Raw genomic sequence first — 21,436 nt, 5'->3', positions numbered from 1 at the left:
CTTTTCTTTTATTTTAGTTTGATTCTATTTCCATAATAATATCGTCCTTGCCCGCTAGCTCACCCTCCTTGAATTTTACTATGCTAAAATTAGTCTGATTTGTTACTAGGAAAATGACTGTAGGGTCTAATCCAAAGCGTTCAATTTCTGTTAAATTAAACCTAATCAATGGATCACCTTGTTTCACTCTATCGCCAACCTTTACTAACGTATCAAAACCGTTTCCTTCCATTTTTACTGTATCAATCCCAAGATGAAAAAGTAAATCCGCCCCGTTATCCAATCGCATTCCAATTGCATGCTTCGTATCAAAGACCATGGTTATTTCGCCGCTGCATGGTGAAAATAATGTGCCACTACTTGGAATAATACCTAAGCCATCACCAATCATGCCACTCGAGAAAATATCATCCTTTATTTGGGACATTGGGATAACTTGACCCTCAACAGGAGTTTTCAAACTATATATCGAATCTAAATCCTCTCCGTTACTTCGTTCTGTTTTTACTTTTTCAGTTGGATCTTTATATAAAACTAATACAAAAATGAAACCTAGTACAAATGATAATCCCAGTGTTACAAACGCCCAAACCAGATTCATCGGATTTGTTTTGTCCGCAAACATAGTTATACTAGCTAGCCCAGGACCTACGAGTGCAAACGCTTTGAGTGCAACTGCTCCTGCGAATGCACCTCCAATCATACTAGCAGCCATAACACTATATAAAACTTTTTTGTGCAAAATAGTGACACCATATAAGGCTGGCTCAGTGATACCAAACAAGGCAGAAATTCCAGCCGAGACAGAGGTGGCTCTTAATTCTTTATTCTTCGTTTTAATGCCCACCGCAAAACAAGCCCCTGATTCTGCAATATTATGTGCTAATGATGCAGGTAAATAAAGCATCTCCGCGCCTAGATTTCCCATTGTGGTAATAGCATAAGGTAACAGGGCTTTATGCATTCCAGTTAAGACCATTAAAGGCAAAATTGCTGCAAGTAGCCCAGTTGCAACCCAACCGAATTGTTCATAAAAGCTAACTATAATGGATGAAAAAATGGTCCCAACATAATATCCGAATGGTCCTAATATCAATAAAGAAATTGGTACAGTGACTACCAAACTCATCATTGGGACAAAGAAAATCCGAATCGATTTTAATGAATATTTTGTAAAAAACTTTTCTACCTGTGAATAAAGTAAAACAGTTAGTATTGCTGGAAATACTTGAAAGGCATAAGAAATATTTTCAATTTGGAAAGTGAATAAAGTTGTCCCTTTTGCCAACAAGGCAGCCATATCTGGAAGCAATAAAGCGCCTACTGCTGACACTGCAACTAATGGATTTACTTTTAATTTATTTGCAGTTGTCATTGCGACTAAGATAGGTAGAAAATAAAGTGGTGCTCCGCCAATTAAATTTAGGATTTGGTACGTAGGGCTTTGTTCATTCATTACTCCCATGATTGCTAGTAACATCAAAATAGATTTTAATATTCCTCCGCCTGCAATTGCTGGCACTAGTGGTTGGAATATAGAAACTAGAAAATCTAAAAATATTGCTCCAATTTTCCTTTTTTCAGAAGGGCTCTTCGTATTGTTATCAATAGGACCGGTAAGTTTCATTAATTCATCATATACTTCCACAACTTCATTTCCAATAATAACTTGGCACTGAACATTCTGTTTCACACCAATTACACCGTCAATCTTCTCCAGTTCAGAAACATTCACTTGATCATAATTTTTCAAAGTAAATCTAAGTCTAGTGGAACAGTGCTCCATATGTAAAATATTTTTTTCTCCGCCAATATTTTCCAGAACACTTGATGCTACCTGTTTATAATCCATAATCTAATTCTCCTTTATGTTTATTTTTTGATTTATTGGCCAAAAAAATCAAAAAAGGCAGAACATAGGGGAATAGCATGAAAGTAAAAAATGCTTTCATACATCCACCTAGGTCCTGCCTGCTTTACCAGTCACATGCCTGTTATTATATTTACAAATCGATTGTATCATGCAAAATATGAAAACGCAATCATTATTTTATAAGTGAATATCTTTTCTTCTCCGAGTAAATTATTGCGACTGAGTTTATAATGATGGACCAATCTTCTGGTTTACAGGTAGTGCTTATACTTTTTGTGGTATTACCTGAAAAAGAAAACGTATAACTATTTTTGAAAATTTTACGCTCAAGAATAAGGAAGCAGAAATCCTGGCAGCTGAACCTCACTAATTTTTCATGTTCCTGTCGTTCTATTTTATCCTGGTAATTTTAAACAAAAAATCCATGCCAGTATTGGACACTGACACGGATTTTTAGGATTCATTATAATTTAAGCACACTGCTATCAACTTTACTAGGTAAAAATTCAACGATAGAGTATTCGGCAATTTCATGCTTATAGAATGGATCATCTTTAATTGCCTCTTGTGCCTCATCTAGCGTATGAAACGAAGAAATTATGATTCCTCCCGTCCGAGGATTTTTTCTGCCTGAGCAAATAAAATTTCCTTTTGAATAATAATTTTCTAAATATTGATTATGTTCCTCTAAATAGTTTTCTACTTCTTGTAGGTCCTTTTTGTACGTTAAATTAAGTATAAATAACGTTTTCAAAGTTGTCCCTTCTCTCGTTTCTATTTTACCAGATGTGACATCTTTTATTGTTCACATTTTTAAGTATCTTTTGTTTGATACTCTTTGGCGTCATCATGTATTTGTTTCAGCTGCTTCTAGTTCGATATCTGTTGTTTTTTCTTTTCCATCACGGTAGTATTTTACTTTGACTTTATCGCCAATTTTCACATCATTACCATATAAAATTTTGCGTAATGTCATTGAATTAGTTACTTTTTCGCCATTTAGTTCCACGATAACGTCATATTGTTTCAGACCTGCTTTATCTGCTGCGGAACCTGATACTACTTGTTGAACCATTGCGCCGTAATCAACGCCTTCTGGTAATTTCAAGATGTTTTTTTGTTGCGCTTCTGGAATAGTATCGACGTCACGCAATGATACACCAAGCGATGGCCGTTCTACTTCACCTTTTGTTTCTAATTGTTCGATGATTGGTTCCACGGTGTTGCTTGGTATCGCAAAGCTTATACCTTCTACATTTTCCATCGAAATCTTCATGGAGTTGATTCCGATAACTTGTCCTTCGATATTAATTAAAGCTCCACCACTATTACCTGGGTTGATTGCTGCGTCTGTTTGGATAACATCTGCTTCCCAGTCTTCTGTTCCATCACCATTTGTATCAACTGGCACGGCACGATTTAAGCCAGAAATAATACCTTGTGTTACAGAACCAGAAAATTCTGTGCCAAGCGGACTACCAATCGCAATGGCTGGTTCGCCAAGTGTTAATGAATCCGAATCACCAAATTCAGCAACTTTTGTTACGTTTTTATCATCAATTTCAAGAACAGCTAAATCATTCCATTCATCTGTTCCAAGTAATTTTGCTTCTGATTTTTTCCCGTTTGCAAAAGTTACTTCTAATTTATTGGCATCAGCAACAACGTGATTATTAGTTACGATGTATGCTTTACCATTTTCTTTTTTGTAAATTACACCTGATCCAGATGAAGCTTCTTGTTCCGAAGTAGTTGTTCCATCAAGTGATGAAGATGATTGGTAATTTAATACACTCACCACTGCATCTTGAACTTTGTCTACTGCTTTTGTTACATCGGAAGTCGTCTCCACTGATACTTTCTCTACTTTACTTGTTTTGTTGGAAGTTGTATCGCTCGCTGTATCTGTATTGTCGCCATTGTCCCAAGCAACAAAGAAGATAATTAGACCCCCAATAATCACTCCAATGAGCGCAGTTAAAAAGTAACCAACAAAATGTTTTCCATTCTTCGGTGGTTGGCCATTTCCTCCACCACTTCCGCCTGATGTCCCTCGTGTAGGAGGTCCGCCACCGTCAACATTCCCTGCACGTCTTGGCCCAGGTGCTGGTCTGGTTGGTTCAGTACTAGCTCCTTCAAAAAATGCATTGGTAGAACTTGCTTCTGCTGCCTCTTCTGTCGCTCCGGCAAACTTCTCTCCTTCTGGTGTTACGCCTTCTACAATAGGAGATTCTTGGACTGGTTGTGATCTCTCAGAATTATGTAAAGTATCCTCAGTCTCTTTTTTTGGCGTGTTTTCATTTTCTGGGGTTTCATTTAAATCTTTCTTTTTCTCGTCCATGTCTTCCTTCCTCTCTGCAAATTTCGCATTTATATATTTCATAGTAACCTTCAAATATGAAAAAACAATGAAAAAGCTTTAACAAATTGGTGAAACTTAAATAGTGAAGATGGAAGTTGCAGTCTCTGGATCCGTATCAAAAATCTCTAGCTTTCCACCAACGTCAATTCCTTCTGCGATAAGTGTCTGTGTTACGCTCATTCTAGCAAGTTCTTTCATGTTGTTGTCTTTACTAAGGTGACCCAAATATATTCGTTTCGTTTGATCAGTAATGACTTCACTCATTGCAATCGCCGCATCCTCATTACTCACATGACCTTCGTCACCAAGAATTCTGCGTTTGACATTCCAAGGATACCGTCCCATTCGAAGCATTTCCACATCATGATTACTTTCAAAAAGATAAGCATCCGCTCCTGCAATATGCCCTTTCATACGATCACTTACATACCCTGTGTCAGTTATCATTACGAACTTTTTATTCCCTTTATGAAATATGTAAAACATCGGCTCAATTGCGTCATGTGATACACCAAAGGATTCCACCTGCATGCTACCAAAAGATTTCACTGTTTCCATATCAAATTGGAATTTTTGGTCAGATGAAACTTCACCAATCATATTATCCATCGCTTTCCATGTTTTTGCGTTGGCATATATTGGTAGCTTATACTTTCGAGCAAGTACACCAAGCCCCTTAATATGATCAGAATGCTCATGTGTAATTAAAATGGCATCTAAATCACTCATTTCTCTACCGACTTGTGCAAACAAACCTTCCATTTTTTTCCCACTTAAACCGCAGTCTACAAGTATTTTTTGGTCACCTGTTTCTACAAGTGTTGCATTGCCTGAACTTCCACTGGCTAATATACTAAATCGGATTTGTTCCGTATCTTTTTCTGTTAAAATTTTATTTGCGAACATAGTTAATCCCCCTAAAGGCTTATATACCTTTCATTGTAACGCTAAATTGGCTAAATTGCATGTGCCGTCACTTGAAAAAGTCAACCTAATTATCGTTACAATTAGGTTGACTGCTATTTTATTTTGCTTTTTGACGACTGGATAGTTCATTTCCTGGTTCAATAGTAGTTTGATTTTCTGATTGGTTAATTACTTGCTCGTCTTTTGCATTTACTAAAATATAGCTAGTAGTATCTGCATGTTTGACCTCAAAACACCAAACCGGGAAGTAGACATTTCCTGATGGGAGTTGAACAGTCGTATAATAGCCAAATGTCGCTGAAACTACATCACTATCCTGTTTTAATTCCCCATGTTGATAAACCGCTTCTAAAGCATCCATTGCTGACATCAAATTAGTCTTATCTTTTAAATCATCTTGTTTCGACATCCAAGTTTGTTCATACGAAATTACTTGATCATTATTATCCAAATAGAACGTAATTTGACCTGCTTCATCAAAAAGCACCATATTATTATTGATTAATTGATTAAAAGTTAATGTTTTTGTTTCTTTATTGTAGTCCCAAAACTCGTACGATTCGCCTCGATAAATTTCTGTCTCCATAAATTTTTTCAATTCAGCGTTATTTCCTTTTTTCCCAGCTTTTACTGGTGTTTGCAAAATGGAATAAATTTCTTTGTTATTATCTTTTAAAGTGATTGCTTGACCTGATAAATCACTAACATCTTTTGTTGTAAATGCTGCTCGTTCTGTAGTGAAAATTGTCCCACTTGTTGGTTTACTTGAAAGTCTAGGGTAGGTTATATTATCTGCTTTTAAACGTTCATCTAGCGTTTCGTTGCCAAGCGTATCTGGATCATCCGATAATTGTTTATTGAAGAAAATTACAGCTAAAAATATATTTAAAATAAGTAGTGTAACAATAAAAATCAATTGTGTTTTTCGCCAATCCATTATTATTCACCCTCCTTATCTGTCTGGAAGATAAACCACTTATTATGATATTTATATAGCCAAGTTGGTTCTAATGTAACGATTCGGTTCATACCAGTAGATTCGCTTCTCGTCATATGATAGCCCGGAACAATATCCTGAATATCCTCCGCTCTCACATTCGGGTTTGTTGTCAATTCTTCATAAACCGTGTACGAAGATGGTAAAGTTTCTTCTTTTTTCTCTCCAGGAACATCTGTATCAAGACGGAAGAATGGACGTATATATTTGTAGACCGCTTCAATTCCTTCTGTCACCGAAATATCTGCCATACCATTTTCATTATAGACCTGAAGATTATCCACAAATAAACTAAAATTGGTTGTTGCGCTCTCCCCCGTGTACCCAGTAAAATAATACCCGCCATCGCCAGTCCATCCAGCGTGATCATTAATAAAATTAAAACTATCTTGAATTAATCCAGCACGTTTTGCACTGCTTAAATCTTCTGGGTTCGTTCTTTCTTGTGACGGATTTACATATTCCAACACTTTATTTTCTGGATCCATTTCTATAACACTGGATCCATCTGTATAGGTATTCCCTTCACTTTTAACTGTTCCATAATCTTGGAATAATGCTGATGTAAACTGATTTATCTCCAGTGAATCAATGATGTATTTTTTACGGTTTAATTTGATTTCGTTTGAACTAAGGAAAAGATTACGTTTATTTAAAATCAGTTTGTCATTTTCTGTTAATTTACTTCCATTCGCTTTGACAATTTTTTCGATTTTATCAATATCTTTATTTTGTAAGGAACTTTGATAAATATTTTCCTGATCATCATTAACAAAATAAACAGAGTGGAGTCCTGTGTCTGTATTATTCACATCAAAAATAATTCGGTTAAAGAAAGCAGATTCTAAACCATCCCCTTCCACCTGGAAAATTTGAGCGAAAATAGAGAAGGGAATATTGTTTGGATAAACGATTTCAATAGTACCACTCTTATGGATTAACTTTTCATATTCTTCGTTACTTTTTTTATTGGCAAGTACTACTTCTGAAAAACTAAATGCTTTGCCTTGTGTCATCAATTCATTCAATAACTCCGCGCTTAAACTTTGGTAATTTTTACCGTTTGTATTAACAGCTAGTTTATACGGACGGAACACTTGAGAGGTATTCATTGTTTTATCAATTGTTGTTTTTTCGATTTCTTTAACATTGATTGCTTCATAATCAGGCTGCCCTTTCCAAATTAAGTAACTGAGGACGACACTGAGTATGACTAAAACGGTTAGTATAAATGAACGAAAGCCTGTTTTTTTCATCATTCCCAATCATCCTCCGGTAAGTCACTGTATGGCAGGGTAAATTTAATAATGGTTCCTTTGGACTTGTTTTGCTCTGCCCAAATTCGGCCTCCATGTGCTTCAATAACTTCTCGAGCAATGGCAAGCCCTAACCCTGTTCCTCCCATTTCCCGCGAGCGAGCTTTATCTACACGGAAAAAGCGGTCAAATATTGTCGTCAAGTCTTCATCTGGCACTCCAAGACCTTCATCAGCAATACTAACTTCGATTTCATTTTCATATTTCTTTAAGTAAAAAGAAATTCTACCGCCATCTGGTGAATATTTGTTAGCGTTTGAAATGATATTATCTAACACTTGCATTACTTTATCTTCATCTATTTCAATAATCACTGGTTCTTTTGGTATATGACGTTTAAACATAATGGTCTCTTTTTTCATCATTTCAAAACGATCAATAATATGATTGAAGAAATCGGTGAAATTAACAAAACTTTTTTCTAATCGTTCTCTTCCACCGTCCATTCTAGAAAGTTTTAATAAATCATTTACTAAACGAATCATTCGTTCTGTTTCATTTTGAGTTACTTCAAGGAAACGTGGTGCAATTTCTTTGTCTTCCCATGCTCCATCACTTAATGCTTCTAAATAGCTGTGCATACTTGTTAGCGGTGTTCTAAGCTCATGTGAAACGTTAGACACGAAATCACGACGTTCTTGGTCGACTTTTTCTTGGTCAGTAATATCGTGTAATACAGCTATAACTCCATTATTAAATCCTGTTTCACGTTGAATCACCGAAAAATTAGCCCGAAGAATATACGGTTTATCAGAGGTACTGCGATCCATTGTTAGCGATCCATCTACCTCCATTAAATCTTCAAATTGGAACTTATCACCAATATCCAAAACATCAATAATTGAGCGGCCATTTGCACTTTCATGTTTGATACGCAACATTTTTTCTGCTGGTGTGTTAATGAGGATGACTTTTCCACGACGGTCTGTTGCAATTACACCATCTGTCATATAGGCTAGTACCGAGGATAATTTGCGACGTTCCCCTTCCGTCATTGCTTGCGCTTCTTGAACTCGTTTTGTTAATGTGTTAAATGAATCTGCCAGCTCGCCGATTTCATCCACACCATACACTTTTACTTTACGGCTATAATTTCCACGTGCCATAGCATAGGCTTGTCGTTTCATTTCAATGATTGGTTTTGTGATGGTTCTAGAAAGTAAAATACCAAGAATTGCAGTGATAATCATCGCTATCAATGTCCCAGTAATAAAGATATTTGTTATATCGTCTACCTGTTGGTAAACACTCTCAATATCCGCGACAAGATAAATAGCCCCAATCACTTCACCTTTGTTTTTGATAGAGGAAACATTTACCCAAACGCGATTATTTTTATTAGATTCATCTCTGTAGATTTTATCTTCTGAAGCCGTTCCAAGCGATAATGTTCGCTTAATGAGTGGATCATTACTTTTTTGCCCAACAATTCCTTGGTTATTTAAATTAGACGTACCAAGAATTTTCCCTTTGTTATCTACTATTCTAACTTCAACGATATTACTACTTGCTCGCGAATAATCGACTAATAGTTCCCGAATATCATTTTGTAATTTTACAGTGTTATCGCTATTTTTCAAAATTTCTTCCCGAGCGTTATAATCAAGTAAAGTAATGCTATTTGTAATGGAATCTTGAAAATTTTTCTCCAGTTGTCCTTCCAGCTCACGAACAAAATACGCGCCAATTACTTGCATTGCAACAATAATTAGTAGCAAATACATAATAACTAACTTAAATTGTACAGACTGAAAAAATCTCATTTTATGCATAAGTCTTTCTACTCCTATTCGGGGTAATATATTTAAATTAGTATACCATATGTTCAGGGGGAGACATACGATTTTTAATGTTAATTGGGTCGATTTATTTATAAAAAAAGAACTAAGTAAGCGGATATACCCAAAAAAGCAGTTGCTAAAGTTTTTACACTCTAGCAACCGCTTATCAAGCTTTAACTATTCTTGTTCAGGATTCCGTAAATAATAGCCCACACCACGTCTTGTAACTAACCATGCTGGATGGCTTGGATTATCCTCGATTTTTTCACGTAAGCGACGAACAGTAACATCAACCGTCCGAACATCACCAAAATAATCATAACCCCATACAGTTTGGAGTAAATGTTCTCGCGTCATTACTTGACCCATGTGTTTCGCTAAATAATGAAGCAATTCAAATTCACGATGCGTAAGTTCAATTGTTTCACCACGTTTAGAAGCAACATATGCGTCAGGATGAATAATTAACGAACCAATTTCTATTTCACTATTTTCTTCTTCTTCTGCAGAACTTGAGCTCACTTGACTGTGACGGCGTAAATTAGCTTTTACCCGAGCAATTAATTCACGATTACTAAAAGGTTTGGTTACATAATCGTCTGCTCCAAGTTCTAGCCCAATAACTTTATCAATTTCGGAATCTTTTGCTGTGACCATTATAATTGGCATATCATATTTTTTACGAACCTCACGACATACCTCAATACCATCACGACCTGGAAGCATAATATCTAGTAGAATCAAATCTGGTTGAACTTCCTCAACTAGTTCTAATGCTTCATCGCCATCATAGGCGCAATATACATCAAATCCTTCTTTATTTAGATTAAATTTAACTATATCAGCAATCGGTTTTTCATCATCTACTACAAGAATTTTCTTTTCTGCCATTAGTTTACAGTCCTCTCATTCATGGATTTTGCCGGTTTATACCGGGACAGATAGTTTAGTTTTATACTTTTTTGTTGTTAAATACAGCCCATTTGGTTCATCTTTATAAACTAGTAACATTAAAAACAGACTTACCTAACTAATTATAACACATACCTTTAATTATCTGAATTATTACAGGCTTTTTTATCTTAAAGTAAGTCACGACAGCGTTTTAACTTTGCGGAATTTTGTCAAAAAGATGTAATTTTGAAATTCGGGTGATTGCTTCTTCTAAACGAGCTTCCTCTATTAAAAGTCCAACACGAACATATCCTTCGCCAAACTCCCCAAAACCACTTCCATCCGCTACAGCAACATTCGCTTCTTCTAATAAATAGTCCGCAAATTGGCTACTGGTGAACTCTTCGGGAACTGGCATCCAAGCAAAGAAGGAACCTGCTGGAGCAACTGCATTCCAACCAATTTTTTCGCATGCAGCAATAAAGACATTGCGTCTTTTTTCATAGCGTGCATTTAATTCGCGGACACACAATTGATCACCTGTTAAAGCTTCTATAGCCGCATCTTGAATTCCTGGAAATAAACTTACATACATATGATCTTGAATAAGGTTAATTGCTTCAATAACTTCTTTGTTTCCTACCGCAAAACCAACTCGCCAGCCTGCCATATTATATGTTTTCGAAAGTGTATATAATTCAATTCCGACTTCCTTTGCGCCAGGAGTTTGCAAGAAACTAATCGGTTTTTGACCATCAAAGCCAATTGCACCATAAGCAAAATCATGCGCAACTGTAATATTGTTTTCTTTAGCGAAAGCAACTGTTTCCTCAAAAAAATCAGTTGTAGCAATCGCGCCAGTTGGGTTATTGGGATAATTTAAGTACATTAATTCCGCTTTTTTCGCAATTTCAGCAGGAATTTTAGTGAAATCAGGTAGAAAATGATTTTCTGCGATTAAAGGCATCCTTTCAAATTGAACTTCTCCTAAAACCACTCCTGACAAATAATCGGGATAACCAGGGTCCGGTAATAGCATCACATCACCCGGATCCATAATACACATTGGCAATTCAACTAATCCTGTTTTTGTTCCAAATAAAATTGCTACTTCGGTCATCGGATCAATAGTTACATTATATTCGCGTGCATAAAAATCTGCGGCCGCTTTTTTTAATTCAAACTTTCCACGAAATAAAGAATACTTATGATTATTAGGCTTTTCAGAAGCATCTTTAAGTGCCGCAACAATATGATCGGGTGTTGGCTGATCAGGATTACCTTGGCCTAAGTTAATAACATCATGACCAGCTGCCACTTTCTTTCCAACTTTTTCTACTAGGCTAGAAAAAAACTGTTCTGGTAAATTTTGTAAACGTTTGGAAGTTTTCATTTTACACCCGTCCTTTATAAGTTTCATTGATTAAAATAGTAAAGTTTTCTGAGGTATTTGTCCAGTCTGTTTTTTTAAACACCTAAAAAACGATTGACAAATTGAAGGAAAATGCGTATATTTTTAAATAACAGGTTTTTCTAAAATATTTTCTCTTATCGAGAGCGGCAGAGGGACTGGCCCTATGAAGCCCGGCAACCCAACTTTATTAAAGCGTAAAGTGAAGGTGCTAATTCCAGCAAAATGGTAGATATCATTTTGGTAGATAAGAGGAGCTGGATATGTTCGACTTTCCACTTCTCTATTCTAAATAGAGAAGTTTTTTATTGCTTTCATGAATAAATCTGGATAAATAATCAACATACTAGGGAGGAAAAAAGATGAAAAAATTAACAAAAGGGTTAGGAATTTTACTTGCGTCAAGCCTTATTTTAGGATTAGCAGCGTGTGGTGGCGGTAGTGATGATAAAGCTTTAAGCACGAAAGAAATAACTATTGGTACAACAGCTGGTCCACACCAACAAATTGCTGAAGAAGTTCAAAAATTAGCGAAAAAAGATGGTCTTGAAATCAAAATCAAGACATTTGATGATTATAATACACCAAATACAGCTCTAAACGATGGTGACTTGGATACAAACAACTATCAAACCATTCCATTTTTAGAGCAACAAAAGAAAGACAAAGGTTACAAACTAGACGTAGCTTTTAAAACAGTTGCCTTTCCAATGGGCGTCTACTCAAACGACATTAAAGACTTAAAGAATTTGAAAAAAGGGGACAAAATTGCTGTTCCAAATGATCCAAGTAACGAATATCGTGGTTTAAAATTATTTGAAGATGCAGGTATTATTAAATTGAAAGATGGCGTGGAAGAAAAAGCAACGAAAAAAGATGTTGCTGAAAATCCATTAGATTTAGAAATCGTGGAACTTGAGGCTTCACAAATCCCTGCACAATTAGATGAAGTAGCAGCCGCAGCTATTAATACAAACTTTGCAATGGGCGCTGGGCTTTCTATTAATGAAGATGCTATTTACAATGAACCAACAGAAAACAATCCGTATCCAAACGTTTTTGTTGTTCGCACTGAAAACAAAGAAGATGAAGTAGTAAAAACACTCGAAAAATATTACCATTCTGATGATGTCAGAGAATTTATTGAAAAAGAATTTAATGGGTCTGTTGTACCTGCATTTTAGGGAGTTGTTTTATTTTGATTGAATTACATCAAGTATCAAAAACATTTAACGTTAATGGGAAAACAGTAAAAGCCGTTAAAAATGTATCTATTCAAGTCGAAAAAGGAGAAATTTTTGGCGTTGTTGGTTATAGTGGTGCTGGAAAAAGTACGCTCGTTCGTTGTATTAACTTACTTGAACGTCCAGATGAAGGACAAATTTTGATTGACGGTAAGAATTTATCTACCCTTTCAAGTAAAGATTTACGGATAGCGCGTCGTAAAATTGGGATGATTTTCCAAGGTTATAACTTACTTAAGACTGCCACCGTTTATGAAAACATTGCGAAACCACTCCAACTTGAAGGAGTACCAAAAGAAGAAATTAAGACACGTGTAGACAAATATTTATCGATTGTTGGCTTAGAAGATAAACGAAATAATTTTCCAAGTCAGCTCTCTGGCGGTCAAAAACAACGTGTGGCGATTGCAAGAGCACTTGCGCATGAGCCAGAAATTTTACTAAGTGACGAGGCAACAAGCGCTCTTGATCCAGAAACAACCGAAGCAATTTTACAACTATTACTTAAAATTAACGCTGAACTAGGCATCACGATTTTCTTAATTACTCATGAACTTGATGTCATTCAACGCATTTGTGATCGTGTTGCTGTTATGGAAAACGGTCATTTAGTGGAACAAGGAACTGTCCTAGATATTTTCACTAAAGCAAAACATGCAACAACCAAACGTTTTGTTGGCTCTGAGGCAAGTTTTGATATTCCTCAAGATTTACTAGAAAAATATATTGCTACCGGAAAACTTGTATCCCTCCACTTTATTGGGGCTGAAGCGGATGAACCTGCACTTGCACTTGTTTCGCGTAAATTTGATGTTCTTCCTAGTATTTTAGCTGGAGGAATTGATCATTTGAAAAACGGCACACTCGGAAAACTGCTCGTTCATTTAAAAGGAGACGAAATAGAATATAATAAAGCAATTGCTTATTTAAAGGAATCTGGCGTTGTTGTTGAGGAGGTCGAGTTGCTATGAGTTCATTTATTGAAGAATGGGGCCCGATTCTTTGGCAAGGTTTTCTAGAAACGTTAATAATGACAGGCATTACGCTTGTTATTGCCTTAGCTATTGGCCTTCCGCTTGGTGTATTTTTGATTTTAACACGTAAAGGCGGTCAAACTGAAAATCTTGTTGTTTATAGTATTTTAAACTGGATTATTAATATTTTACGCTCTTTACCGTTTATTATTTTATTATTCTTGATGATTCCCGTAACGCGTGCAGTTGTTGGGACGACGATTGGTATTCAAGGGGTTATTTTGCCACTTGTTGTCTTCACAGCTCCTTATATTGCACGTTTAATGGAGTCCGCACTGCTTGAAGTAGATAAAGGGGTTATCGAAGCTTATCAAGCAATGGGCATTTCTACACCAAAAATCATTTGGAGCGTTATTATTCGTGAGGCTCGCTCGGGTATTGTACTTGGGCTAACTATCGCTACAATTGGACTTATCGGGGCTACAGCGATGGCAGGACTTGTTGGTGCTGGTGGTCTTGGAACAATTGCTTACCAATATGGTTTCCAACGCTATGAAGCTGCTGTTATGTTCACAACGATTATTATTTTAATCATTATGGTTCAATCACTACAATCGTTTGGTAATTTCTTAGCTAGACGTTTAAAAAAGGATTAAATCCATACCTAGAGCTTGGTGATGGTGGTCGAAAATAGACCAATCACCAAGCTTATGTTATTTTTAAAAGAAAAGGGAAAAAAGGGAGCGAAGAACATGTGGAAGTTGGCATTATGTCAAACGGATGTAACGTTTAAGTATCCAGATGCAAACTATGCACGGATAGAAAAAGCGATTGTGGAAGCTGCAAAAAAGGGAGCTGATATCGCTGTTTTACCAGAGATGTGGAACACAGGGTATGCTTTAAATGAATTAGGGGGCATTGCTGATTTAAACGGAGATCGTACGAAAGAATTTTTGTCTAATCTATCCGAAAAACATCAAATCGCCATTATCGGCGGCTCCGTTGCCATCTCAGAAGGAAGTAAATTTTCCAATACTATGTATGCGTTTGATAAATACGGTGACCTGCTTTCTTCCTATAAGAAAGTTCATTTATTTCAACTTATGAACGAACATTTATATTTAGAGGCTGGGAATGACACAAACTTATTTAGATTAAATGGGGTATCTTGCGCTGGTTTTATATGTTACGATATTCGTTTTCCGGAATGGATTCGCAAACATACTTCTGAAGGCTCTGAGGTTTTATTTATTTCTGCTCAGTGGCCTGTCGAACGAATTACTCAATGGGAACAGCTTTTAATCGCCCGCGCAATTGAAAATCAAGCCTTTATAGTTGCGGTAAATCGGGTTGGAGAAGATCCTAACAATCACTTCAATGGTCATTCGCTCGTTATTGACCCTCTTGGAAATATTGTTGCGCATGGCGGTGAAGACGAAGGTAATATTTATGCCGAAATTGATTTAAGTTTAGTTGGAGAAACAAGAGGAACTATTCCTGTTTTCACAGACAGACGCCCTGAGTTATATTAAACGATAAATAAGCAGAAATCAGATATACACCATTTTAAAATGACTGTATACAATGATTTCTGCTTATTTTTATAGCTGATAAAGCACTACTTCATTTTGATTAAGTGATTTTTGCACATCAATAATTCGTTGATTGCTAGAACCTCGGAAAGCTAAGTTTGGATCGAATAATTTTTGTTCGAATCGTCCGTCGACAAGCACATCTATTAACGAAAGCAACTCTAGTTTATCAGGCGTTTCTTGCATCATTTCATCCCAAGTATAACCTGTCCATGACCAGATATCTTTCGTTTCGCCATAAGTCTCACGGATTCGCTTCACAACAGATAAGCAAGTGGCCGTATTTAAAAATGGTTCCCCACCAAGAAGTGTCAATCCTTGAACACTCTCATGCCCAATATCTTTTAAAATAACATCTTCTAATTCTTTTGTATAAGGCTTACCATACTTAAATGATTGCGCAGCTTTATTGTAGCAACCTTCGCAGTGAAAAGGACATCCGGATACGTACAAACTACACCGTACGCCCTCCCCATCAACAAAATTGAATGCTTTATAGTCAGCTATATACCCTCTGGATAATTCAGTCGACTTCCATTCACACGGTTTTGGATTATTCACCTAAATTCTCCATATGTTTTACACGATTACTAATTTCCACATGACGTCCATGTACCATTGGGCGTTTCATCGGGTTGCCTAAATAGCCACATGTGCGTTTTACAACATCCGCTTTTTCAGGATCCGTATTGCCGCAACTCGGACATTTAAAACCTTCTTCAGTTGGTACAAATTCTCCTTCAAAGTCACATTCATAGCATTTATCAATTGGCGTATTAGTACCAAGGTAAGCTACGCGATCATAAGAATAATCCCACACTGCTTCAAGTGCTTTCGTATTATGAACCATTTTTGGATACTCACAGTAATGAATAAATCCGCCTGAGCAATATTCTGGATAGTCTTTTTCAAAATCAATTTTTTCAAATGGTGTAATTTTTTTGCGTACATCATAGTGGAATGAATTTTGGTAGTAGTCTTTATCTGTGATGTCTTTGATTACGCCGTATTTTTCTTTATCTAAGCGATTGAAACGATCTGTTAAACTTTCACTCGGGGTAGAATAGACACTAAACCAATAGCCATATTCATCTTTCCAGTTATCTGCATAAGCTTTTAACTCTTTAAGAATATCTAGTGTAAAATCTTTTGCAGCTGTATCCCCTTCCCATTCGCCACCATAAAACACAGTCGCCGCTTCATACAATCCGATATAGCCAATGGAAATTGTCGAGCGCTCTTTATTGAAAAGTTGATCAACATTTTCCCCATCTTGTAGTCGTTTACCGAAAGCACCATACTTATATAAAATTGGCGCATTTTCTGGACGAGCTTGACGTACACGGTTTAAACGGAAAAGAAGTGCATCTTTGACTGTTTTCATCCGTTCATGGAAAATTTCCCAGAAACGCTCTTTATCTCCACCACTTTGGATAGCAATACGTGGAATGTTTAGCGTTACAACACCAAGGTTATTTCTACCAGCATTTACATGTTCCCCGTTCTCGTTAGTCCACGCAGGTAGGAATGAACGACAACCCATTGGTACTTTAAAATCGCCGGTTAAACGAACGAGCGAATCATAATTAAGTACATCCGGATACATCCGCTTAGAAGAGCATTCTAGCGCTAATTGTTTAATATCATAATTAGGGTCAGCAGCATTTAAATTAGTACCACGTCGAATCGAAAATACTAATTTAGGAAAAATAGCTGTATGTTTATCTTTCCCAACACCACCAATTCGAACTTTTAGGATTGCTTTTTGAATTTCTCGTGCAAACCAATCTTTACCAAGCCCAAAACCTAAAGTCACAAATGGCGTTTGACCATTACTTGTGTATAATGTATTAATTTCATATTCCAAACTTTGCATCGCATCATAAATATCTTTACGAGTTTTTTCTTCTGCATATCCTTTTTGTTTTTCCGGAACTACCCATTCTACTGCGTCTTTCTTATGCTTTTCAAAATTCAAGCGGGCATAAACAGATAATACTTCATCAATTCTATCTACAGAACAACCACCATACTGCGAACTAGCTACATTTGCAATGATTTGTGCAATTTGTGCTGTCGCTGTTTGGATGGATTTCGGACTTTCTACATTAGCATTTCCAATTGTAAAACCTTTTGATAGCATACCTTCAATATCAATTAAGCAACAATTTGTCATTGCATGATATGGACTATAATCTAAATCATGAAAATGAATTTCTCCCTTTAAATGGGCATTGGATACATGTTTTGGCAGCATATATTTTAATGCATAACTTTTGGCTACGGCTCCTGCTGTCAAATCTCGCTGGGTGTTAAATACAGTTGCATCTTTGTTGGCATTTTCATTGACGACTGTTTTGTCTTTTTGTAGTAATTTTTCTACACTTTTGTGCATGTCTGTGATGTTCTCGCGCTCATGATCGCGGTCGTGACGATATTCTATGTAAGCCCTCGCAACATCTGGATACGTTGATTTCATTAAAGTATTTTCAACGCTATTCTGGATTTCATCAATGGTCATATCTGCCTTGTTAGGTAATTCACTTACAACCTCAAGCAAAACCTCTTCTAAAAAAGTTTCATCTTCTAAATTAATTGCCTTCATAGATGCTTCTATCGCATTACGAATTTTAATTAAGTCAAAACTTGCTTTACGGCCATCCCTTTTTATTACCATTTGTTCATTAAGTTGTTCCACGTACATGATAATCCCTCACTAACTATATATTGTGCCTGCTTTAATAATATAACACAAGATGAAGTTTTTTTATAATGATATCTGAGGTTTTTTTATAATTGGGACTAAAGAATTAAATAACATGAAATTTTCTTCACATAAAAGGTCTTTTGTCACTTTACATCGTTTTCGTTTTTTGGTAATTAAGCAAGTTGCCCAATGGATGAAAATTTTCTTTGTGCAGGTTGCCATAGTTTTTGTAAAGCGTTTTCATATACAATAGACACAAGTTAAAAAATAGAAAGAGGCGAAGTTAGTTGGCACAATTATCACTAGAACATATTTATAAAATATATGATAACAAAGTAACAGCTGTATCTGATTTTAATTTAGAAATCGACGACAAAGAGTTTATCGTTTTCGTTGGTCCATCTGGTTGTGGTAAATCTACTACTTTACGTATGATTGCTGGACTAGAAGAAATTTCTAAAGGGGAATTATCCATTGATGGCAAAGTAATGAATAACGTTGCACCAAAAGACCGCGACATCGCAATGGTATTCCAAAACTATGCACTTTACCCACATATGACTGTATATGATAACATGGCTTTCGGCTTAAAATTACGTAAAATGCCAAAAGATGCTATTAAAGAACGTGTAGAACATGCAGCAAACATTCTTGGTCTAACAGAGTACTTAAAACGTAAACCAAGCGCACTTTCCGGTGGTCAACGTCAACGTGTTGCTTTAGGACGTGCAATCGTTCGTGATGCCAAAGTATTCTTAATGGATGAACCACTTTCCAACTTGGATGCAAAACTACGTGTCCAAATGCGTGCGGAAATTACAAAACTACACCAACAATTAGATACTACAATGATTTACGTTACCCATGACCAAACAGAAGCTATGACAATGGCTACTCGTATCGTTATTATGAAAGATGGTGTTATCCAACAAGTTGGTTCACCAAAACAAGTTTACGATCATCCAGTGAATATGTTCGTAGCCGGCTTTATTGGTAGCCCAGCAATGAACTTCTTCAAAGGTCGTTTAGAAGGTTCTAACTTTATCGGTGATGATTTCACAATCGCTGTTCCAGAAGGTAAATTGAAACTTCTTAAAGATAGAGGATTCGACGGTAAAGAAATCGTTTTCGGTATTCGTCCTGAAGACATCCATGATGAACCAATTGTGATTGAAGCAAACCCAGGTTATACTTTCAAAGCAACTACTATTGTAGCTGAATTAACTGGTGCTGAATTTATGCTCCATAGCCGTGTTGGTACACATGAATTTGTTGCTCGTGTTGATGCTCGCTCTGAACACCAACCAAATGAAGTACTTACACTTGCATTTGAAATGTCTAAATCTCACTTCTTTGATCCAGAAACAGAAGATAATTTAACAGACTAAAATACTTATGAAAAGCCAGCCGAATTTTGACGGCTGGCTTTTCTTATTTTTCAAATGGAAACTTAATACCCCACTTGGTTCTAACATCCGTCATAATCGCGATAACATCATTCGTTAACTCGGATGTTTCATTTTCTCCTGTAGAGATGCTTTCTTCCATCGCTGTAATTTCGTATTCTAACGCTTTATCCGTATCACCAGCAACAATTTCTTCTACTTTTCCTGTAGTCGTGTTAGTCACAGTTGCTCGGCTTGCACGCGGGTATTCGTCGACAGTAATAAACCCTTCTTCACAAGCAACAATTCCACGTTTTGGCACTTTTGCACGGAAAGATAGCGACACGACTGCAAGCTCTTCTTCCTTATTCTTAAGCAAAATGCCAGATTGCTCATCCACACCCGTTTCGAATTTTTTCATCGTTGTTAATATCTCATTTGGAGCTTCCGTTAAGAAATAGCGCGCAAAGCTTAACGCGTATGTACCAATATCAAGCAGCGCTCCACCCGCTAAATCCATATTGTAAAAACGGTTGCTTGCGTCTTTTTCTTTTGCGCTTCCGAATGCAACTTGGATAAGTTTTAATTTGCCAATTTCGCCCGAATCAACCACTTCTCGTAATTTTTTATAAAGTGGCATGTGGAAAATCGTCATCGCTTCTTTGACAATTAAGCCTTTTTCTTTTGCAAGCGCACTTATTTCATCCAATTCGGCACTGCTCACTGTAATTGCTTTTTCTGCTAGCACATGCTTACCATTTTGCAAGCTTTTCATAATATATTCATAGTGATTGGAGTGCGGCGTTGCAATATAAACCACATCTACCACTGGATCAGCAAGCATTTTATCAAAGTCATCGTATACATTTTTAATATCATATTGTTCGGCAAATGCTTGACCCTTCTCCAAATTTCTAGCCCCTACTGCATAAATTTCACGATCTAAGCCTTTCATTCCCTCGGCAAATTGGTGCGCAATCGAACCCGGTCCAAGAATTGCCCAATTAAGTTTATTCATTATAAAACCCCTTACATTTATATTTTCAAACAAATTTAATGTTAAAAATTATGTATAATTCTATTGTATCATAATAACTATTCCCGTTCGTACATGGTATACTTATGGTATTAACTAAAAAGGATGATTATATTTGACTAAAAAATATTTAATTTGTTCCGATATTGATGGTACCTTGTTGCACTCGGATCAAACCGTATCAGAAAAAACACGTGATTTAATTCAAACTTTAGAAAATGACGGTCATATTTTTTCCATTTCCACTGGCCGGATGTATCGTTCCGCACGTGAAGTTGGCTTACAAGTGAGCAATTCCGGTCACGTTATTGCTTCTAATGGTTCCTATGCCGCGATTCAAGATGAACCACTTCTTAAAACAACTTTAGAAGAAAATGCCATTCGCGAAACCTATCATATTATGCGTGATTTTGATTTGCCATTATTTTTCTTTTCTACCAATGCATTATTTTATACAAAGGAGCCACCTGCTTTTTTCCAAAATCTTGCTGACAAAAGTCGACTAGATACTGGTCATAATCGCTTTTCACTAGTTTCGATTAATGATTCTGGAGCCTTTGACGAACATTTACATCATTTTTTAAATGCCATTGTGGTTGCCGAAGAAGATGCCTCTCGTTTAACTGCTGTTCGAACTGCCTTGAACGGAGCAACTGGGATTCGCGTTCTTTCTTCTCATCATAATAATTTAGAAATCTTACCTGCTAATTCTGATAAGAAAACGGCTGTTGAAGCACTCGGAAAACATTACAACATTCCACGTGAAAGAATCATCACTTTTGGAGACGGAGAAAACGACATCGGTATGCTAGAATATGCCGGTATCGGAGTTGCAATGGAAAACGCAAGCGACAACGTTAAAGCCGCAGCAAACAACATTACAGACACCAACGAAGCAGATGGGGTTTATAAGTTTTTAAAAGAGTTTATTTAAAAG

18 protein-coding genes and 1 riboswitch are annotated in these 21,436 nt (G+C 36.4%); of the genes, 6 read left to right on the top strand and 12 right to left on the bottom strand.

From position 1 onward, the window contains the following. Nucleotides 1–13: 13 nt before the first annotated feature. The 9 genes from HCJ50_RS01700 to HCJ50_RS01660 form a co-directional block, all read right to left on the bottom strand. Nucleotides 14–1,852 (bottom strand): beta-glucoside-specific PTS transporter subunit IIABC, encoded by a 1,839-nt coding sequence (locus tag HCJ50_RS01700; protein ID WP_185346791.1) that lies wholly within the window; start codon nt 1,850–1,852, stop codon nt 14–16. 484 nt (nt 1,853–2,336) lie between these two features. Next, entirely contained in the window at nt 2,337–2,627 is a 291-nt protein-coding gene (locus HCJ50_RS01695; RefSeq protein WP_185346793.1) for a YciI family protein, read from the bottom strand. 93 nt (nt 2,628–2,720) lie between these two features. Next, on the bottom strand, nt 2,721–4,214 hold the full coding sequence (locus HCJ50_RS01690) for a S1C family serine protease (protein ID WP_187127463.1): 1,494 nt from the start codon (nt 4,212–4,214) through the stop codon (nt 2,721–2,723). Between the two features lie 96 nt (nt 4,215–4,310). Then, nucleotides 4,311–5,141, bottom strand: a complete 831-nt coding sequence (locus HCJ50_RS01685) for an MBL fold metallo-hydrolase (protein WP_185346795.1) — start codon at nt 5,139–5,141, stop codon at nt 4,311–4,313. Nucleotides 5,142–5,259: 118 nt separating this feature from the next. Beyond that, on the bottom strand, nt 5,260–6,099 hold the full coding sequence (locus HCJ50_RS01680) for a two-component system regulatory protein YycI (protein ID WP_185346797.1): 840 nt from the start codon (nt 6,097–6,099) through the stop codon (nt 5,260–5,262). Between the two features lie 2 nt (nt 6,100–6,101). Then, complete coding sequence (yycH, locus tag HCJ50_RS01675; protein ID WP_185346799.1) at nt 6,102–7,418, bottom strand: two-component system activity regulator YycH; 1,317 nt, start codon at nt 7,416–7,418, stop codon at nt 6,102–6,104. Beyond that, a complete protein-coding gene (walK, locus tag HCJ50_RS01670; RefSeq protein ID WP_185346800.1) occupies nt 7,415–9,247 on the bottom strand; it encodes a cell wall metabolism sensor histidine kinase WalK in 1,833 nt (610 codons plus the stop codon). Before walK ends, yycH begins: the two co-directional genes overlap by 4 nt. A 186-nt stretch (nt 9,248–9,433) precedes the next feature. Then, nucleotides 9,434–10,147, bottom strand: a complete 714-nt coding sequence (yycF, locus tag HCJ50_RS01665; protein WP_185346802.1) for a response regulator YycF — start codon at nt 10,145–10,147, stop codon at nt 9,434–9,436. A 214-nt stretch (nt 10,148–10,361) separates the two neighbouring features. Continuing rightward, nucleotides 10,362–11,543, bottom strand: coding sequence for a pyridoxal phosphate-dependent aminotransferase (locus HCJ50_RS01660; RefSeq protein WP_185346804.1), 1,182 nt, complete (start codon nt 11,541–11,543; stop codon nt 10,362–10,364). Nucleotides 11,544–11,695: 152 nt separating this feature from the next. After that, nucleotides 11,696–11,815: riboswitch (SAM riboswitch) on the top strand. Nucleotides 11,816–11,923: 108 nt separating this feature from the next. Between HCJ50_RS01660 and HCJ50_RS01655 the strand changes: the two genes are divergently transcribed. The 4 genes from HCJ50_RS01655 to HCJ50_RS01640 all read left to right on the top strand — a co-directional run bounded on the left by HCJ50_RS01655 (nt 11,924) and on the right by HCJ50_RS01640 (nt 15,311). Continuing rightward, nucleotides 11,924–12,745, top strand: a complete 822-nt coding sequence (locus tag HCJ50_RS01655) for a MetQ/NlpA family ABC transporter substrate-binding protein (RefSeq protein ID WP_185346806.1) — start codon at nt 11,924–11,926, stop codon at nt 12,743–12,745. A gap of 14 nt (nt 12,746–12,759) precedes the next feature. Beyond that, nucleotides 12,760–13,776, top strand: coding sequence for a methionine ABC transporter ATP-binding protein (locus HCJ50_RS01650; protein WP_185346808.1), 1,017 nt, complete (start codon nt 12,760–12,762; stop codon nt 13,774–13,776). After that, nucleotides 13,773–14,435: a methionine ABC transporter permease gene (locus HCJ50_RS01645; RefSeq protein WP_185346810.1), complete on the top strand. Its 663-nt coding sequence runs from the start codon at nt 13,773–13,775 to the stop codon at nt 14,433–14,435. The genes HCJ50_RS01650 and HCJ50_RS01645 overlap by 4 nt, the downstream gene beginning before the upstream one ends. A gap of 96 nt (nt 14,436–14,531) precedes the next feature. Continuing rightward, complete coding sequence (locus tag HCJ50_RS01640; RefSeq protein ID WP_185346812.1) at nt 14,532–15,311, top strand: carbon-nitrogen family hydrolase; 780 nt, start codon at nt 14,532–14,534, stop codon at nt 15,309–15,311. 69 nt (nt 15,312–15,380) lie between these two features. Here HCJ50_RS01640 and nrdG read toward each other — a convergent pair whose 3' ends face one another. Together nrdG and nrdD are read right to left on the bottom strand one after the other, a co-directional pair. Next, nucleotides 15,381–15,932, bottom strand: a complete 552-nt coding sequence (nrdG, locus tag HCJ50_RS01635) for an anaerobic ribonucleoside-triphosphate reductase activating protein (protein WP_185346814.1) — start codon at nt 15,930–15,932, stop codon at nt 15,381–15,383. Beyond that, nucleotides 15,925–18,075: an anaerobic ribonucleoside-triphosphate reductase gene (gene nrdD / locus HCJ50_RS01630; RefSeq protein WP_185346816.1), complete on the bottom strand. Its 2,151-nt coding sequence runs from the start codon at nt 18,073–18,075 to the stop codon at nt 15,925–15,927. The genes nrdG and nrdD overlap by 8 nt, the downstream gene beginning before the upstream one ends. 290 nt (nt 18,076–18,365) lie before the next feature. Between nrdD and HCJ50_RS01625 the strand changes: the two genes are divergently transcribed. Next, nucleotides 18,366–19,466, top strand: a complete 1,101-nt coding sequence (locus tag HCJ50_RS01625) for an ABC transporter ATP-binding protein (protein ID WP_185346818.1) — start codon at nt 18,366–18,368, stop codon at nt 19,464–19,466. Nucleotides 19,467–19,509: 43 nt separating this feature from the next. On the opposite strand, the gene HCJ50_RS01620 is transcribed toward HCJ50_RS01625, so the two are convergent. Then, nucleotides 19,510–20,481, bottom strand: a complete 972-nt coding sequence (locus HCJ50_RS01620; RefSeq protein WP_185346820.1) for a Gfo/Idh/MocA family protein — start codon at nt 20,479–20,481, stop codon at nt 19,510–19,512. A 133-nt stretch (nt 20,482–20,614) separates the two neighbouring features. On the opposite strand from HCJ50_RS01620, the gene HCJ50_RS01615 reads away from it, so the two are divergent. Further along, on the top strand, nt 20,615–21,433 hold the full coding sequence (locus HCJ50_RS01615; RefSeq protein WP_185346822.1) for an HAD family hydrolase: 819 nt from the start codon (nt 20,615–20,617) through the stop codon (nt 21,431–21,433). The last annotated feature ends 3 nt before the right edge of the window (nt 21,434–21,436 follow it).

The organism is Listeria immobilis, from assembly GCF_014322765.1.
In the GTDB taxonomy this organism is placed as follows: domain Bacteria; phylum Bacillota; class Bacilli; order Lactobacillales; family Listeriaceae; genus Listeria; species Listeria immobilis.
This window is presented reverse-complemented; position numbering and strand designations above follow the sequence as displayed.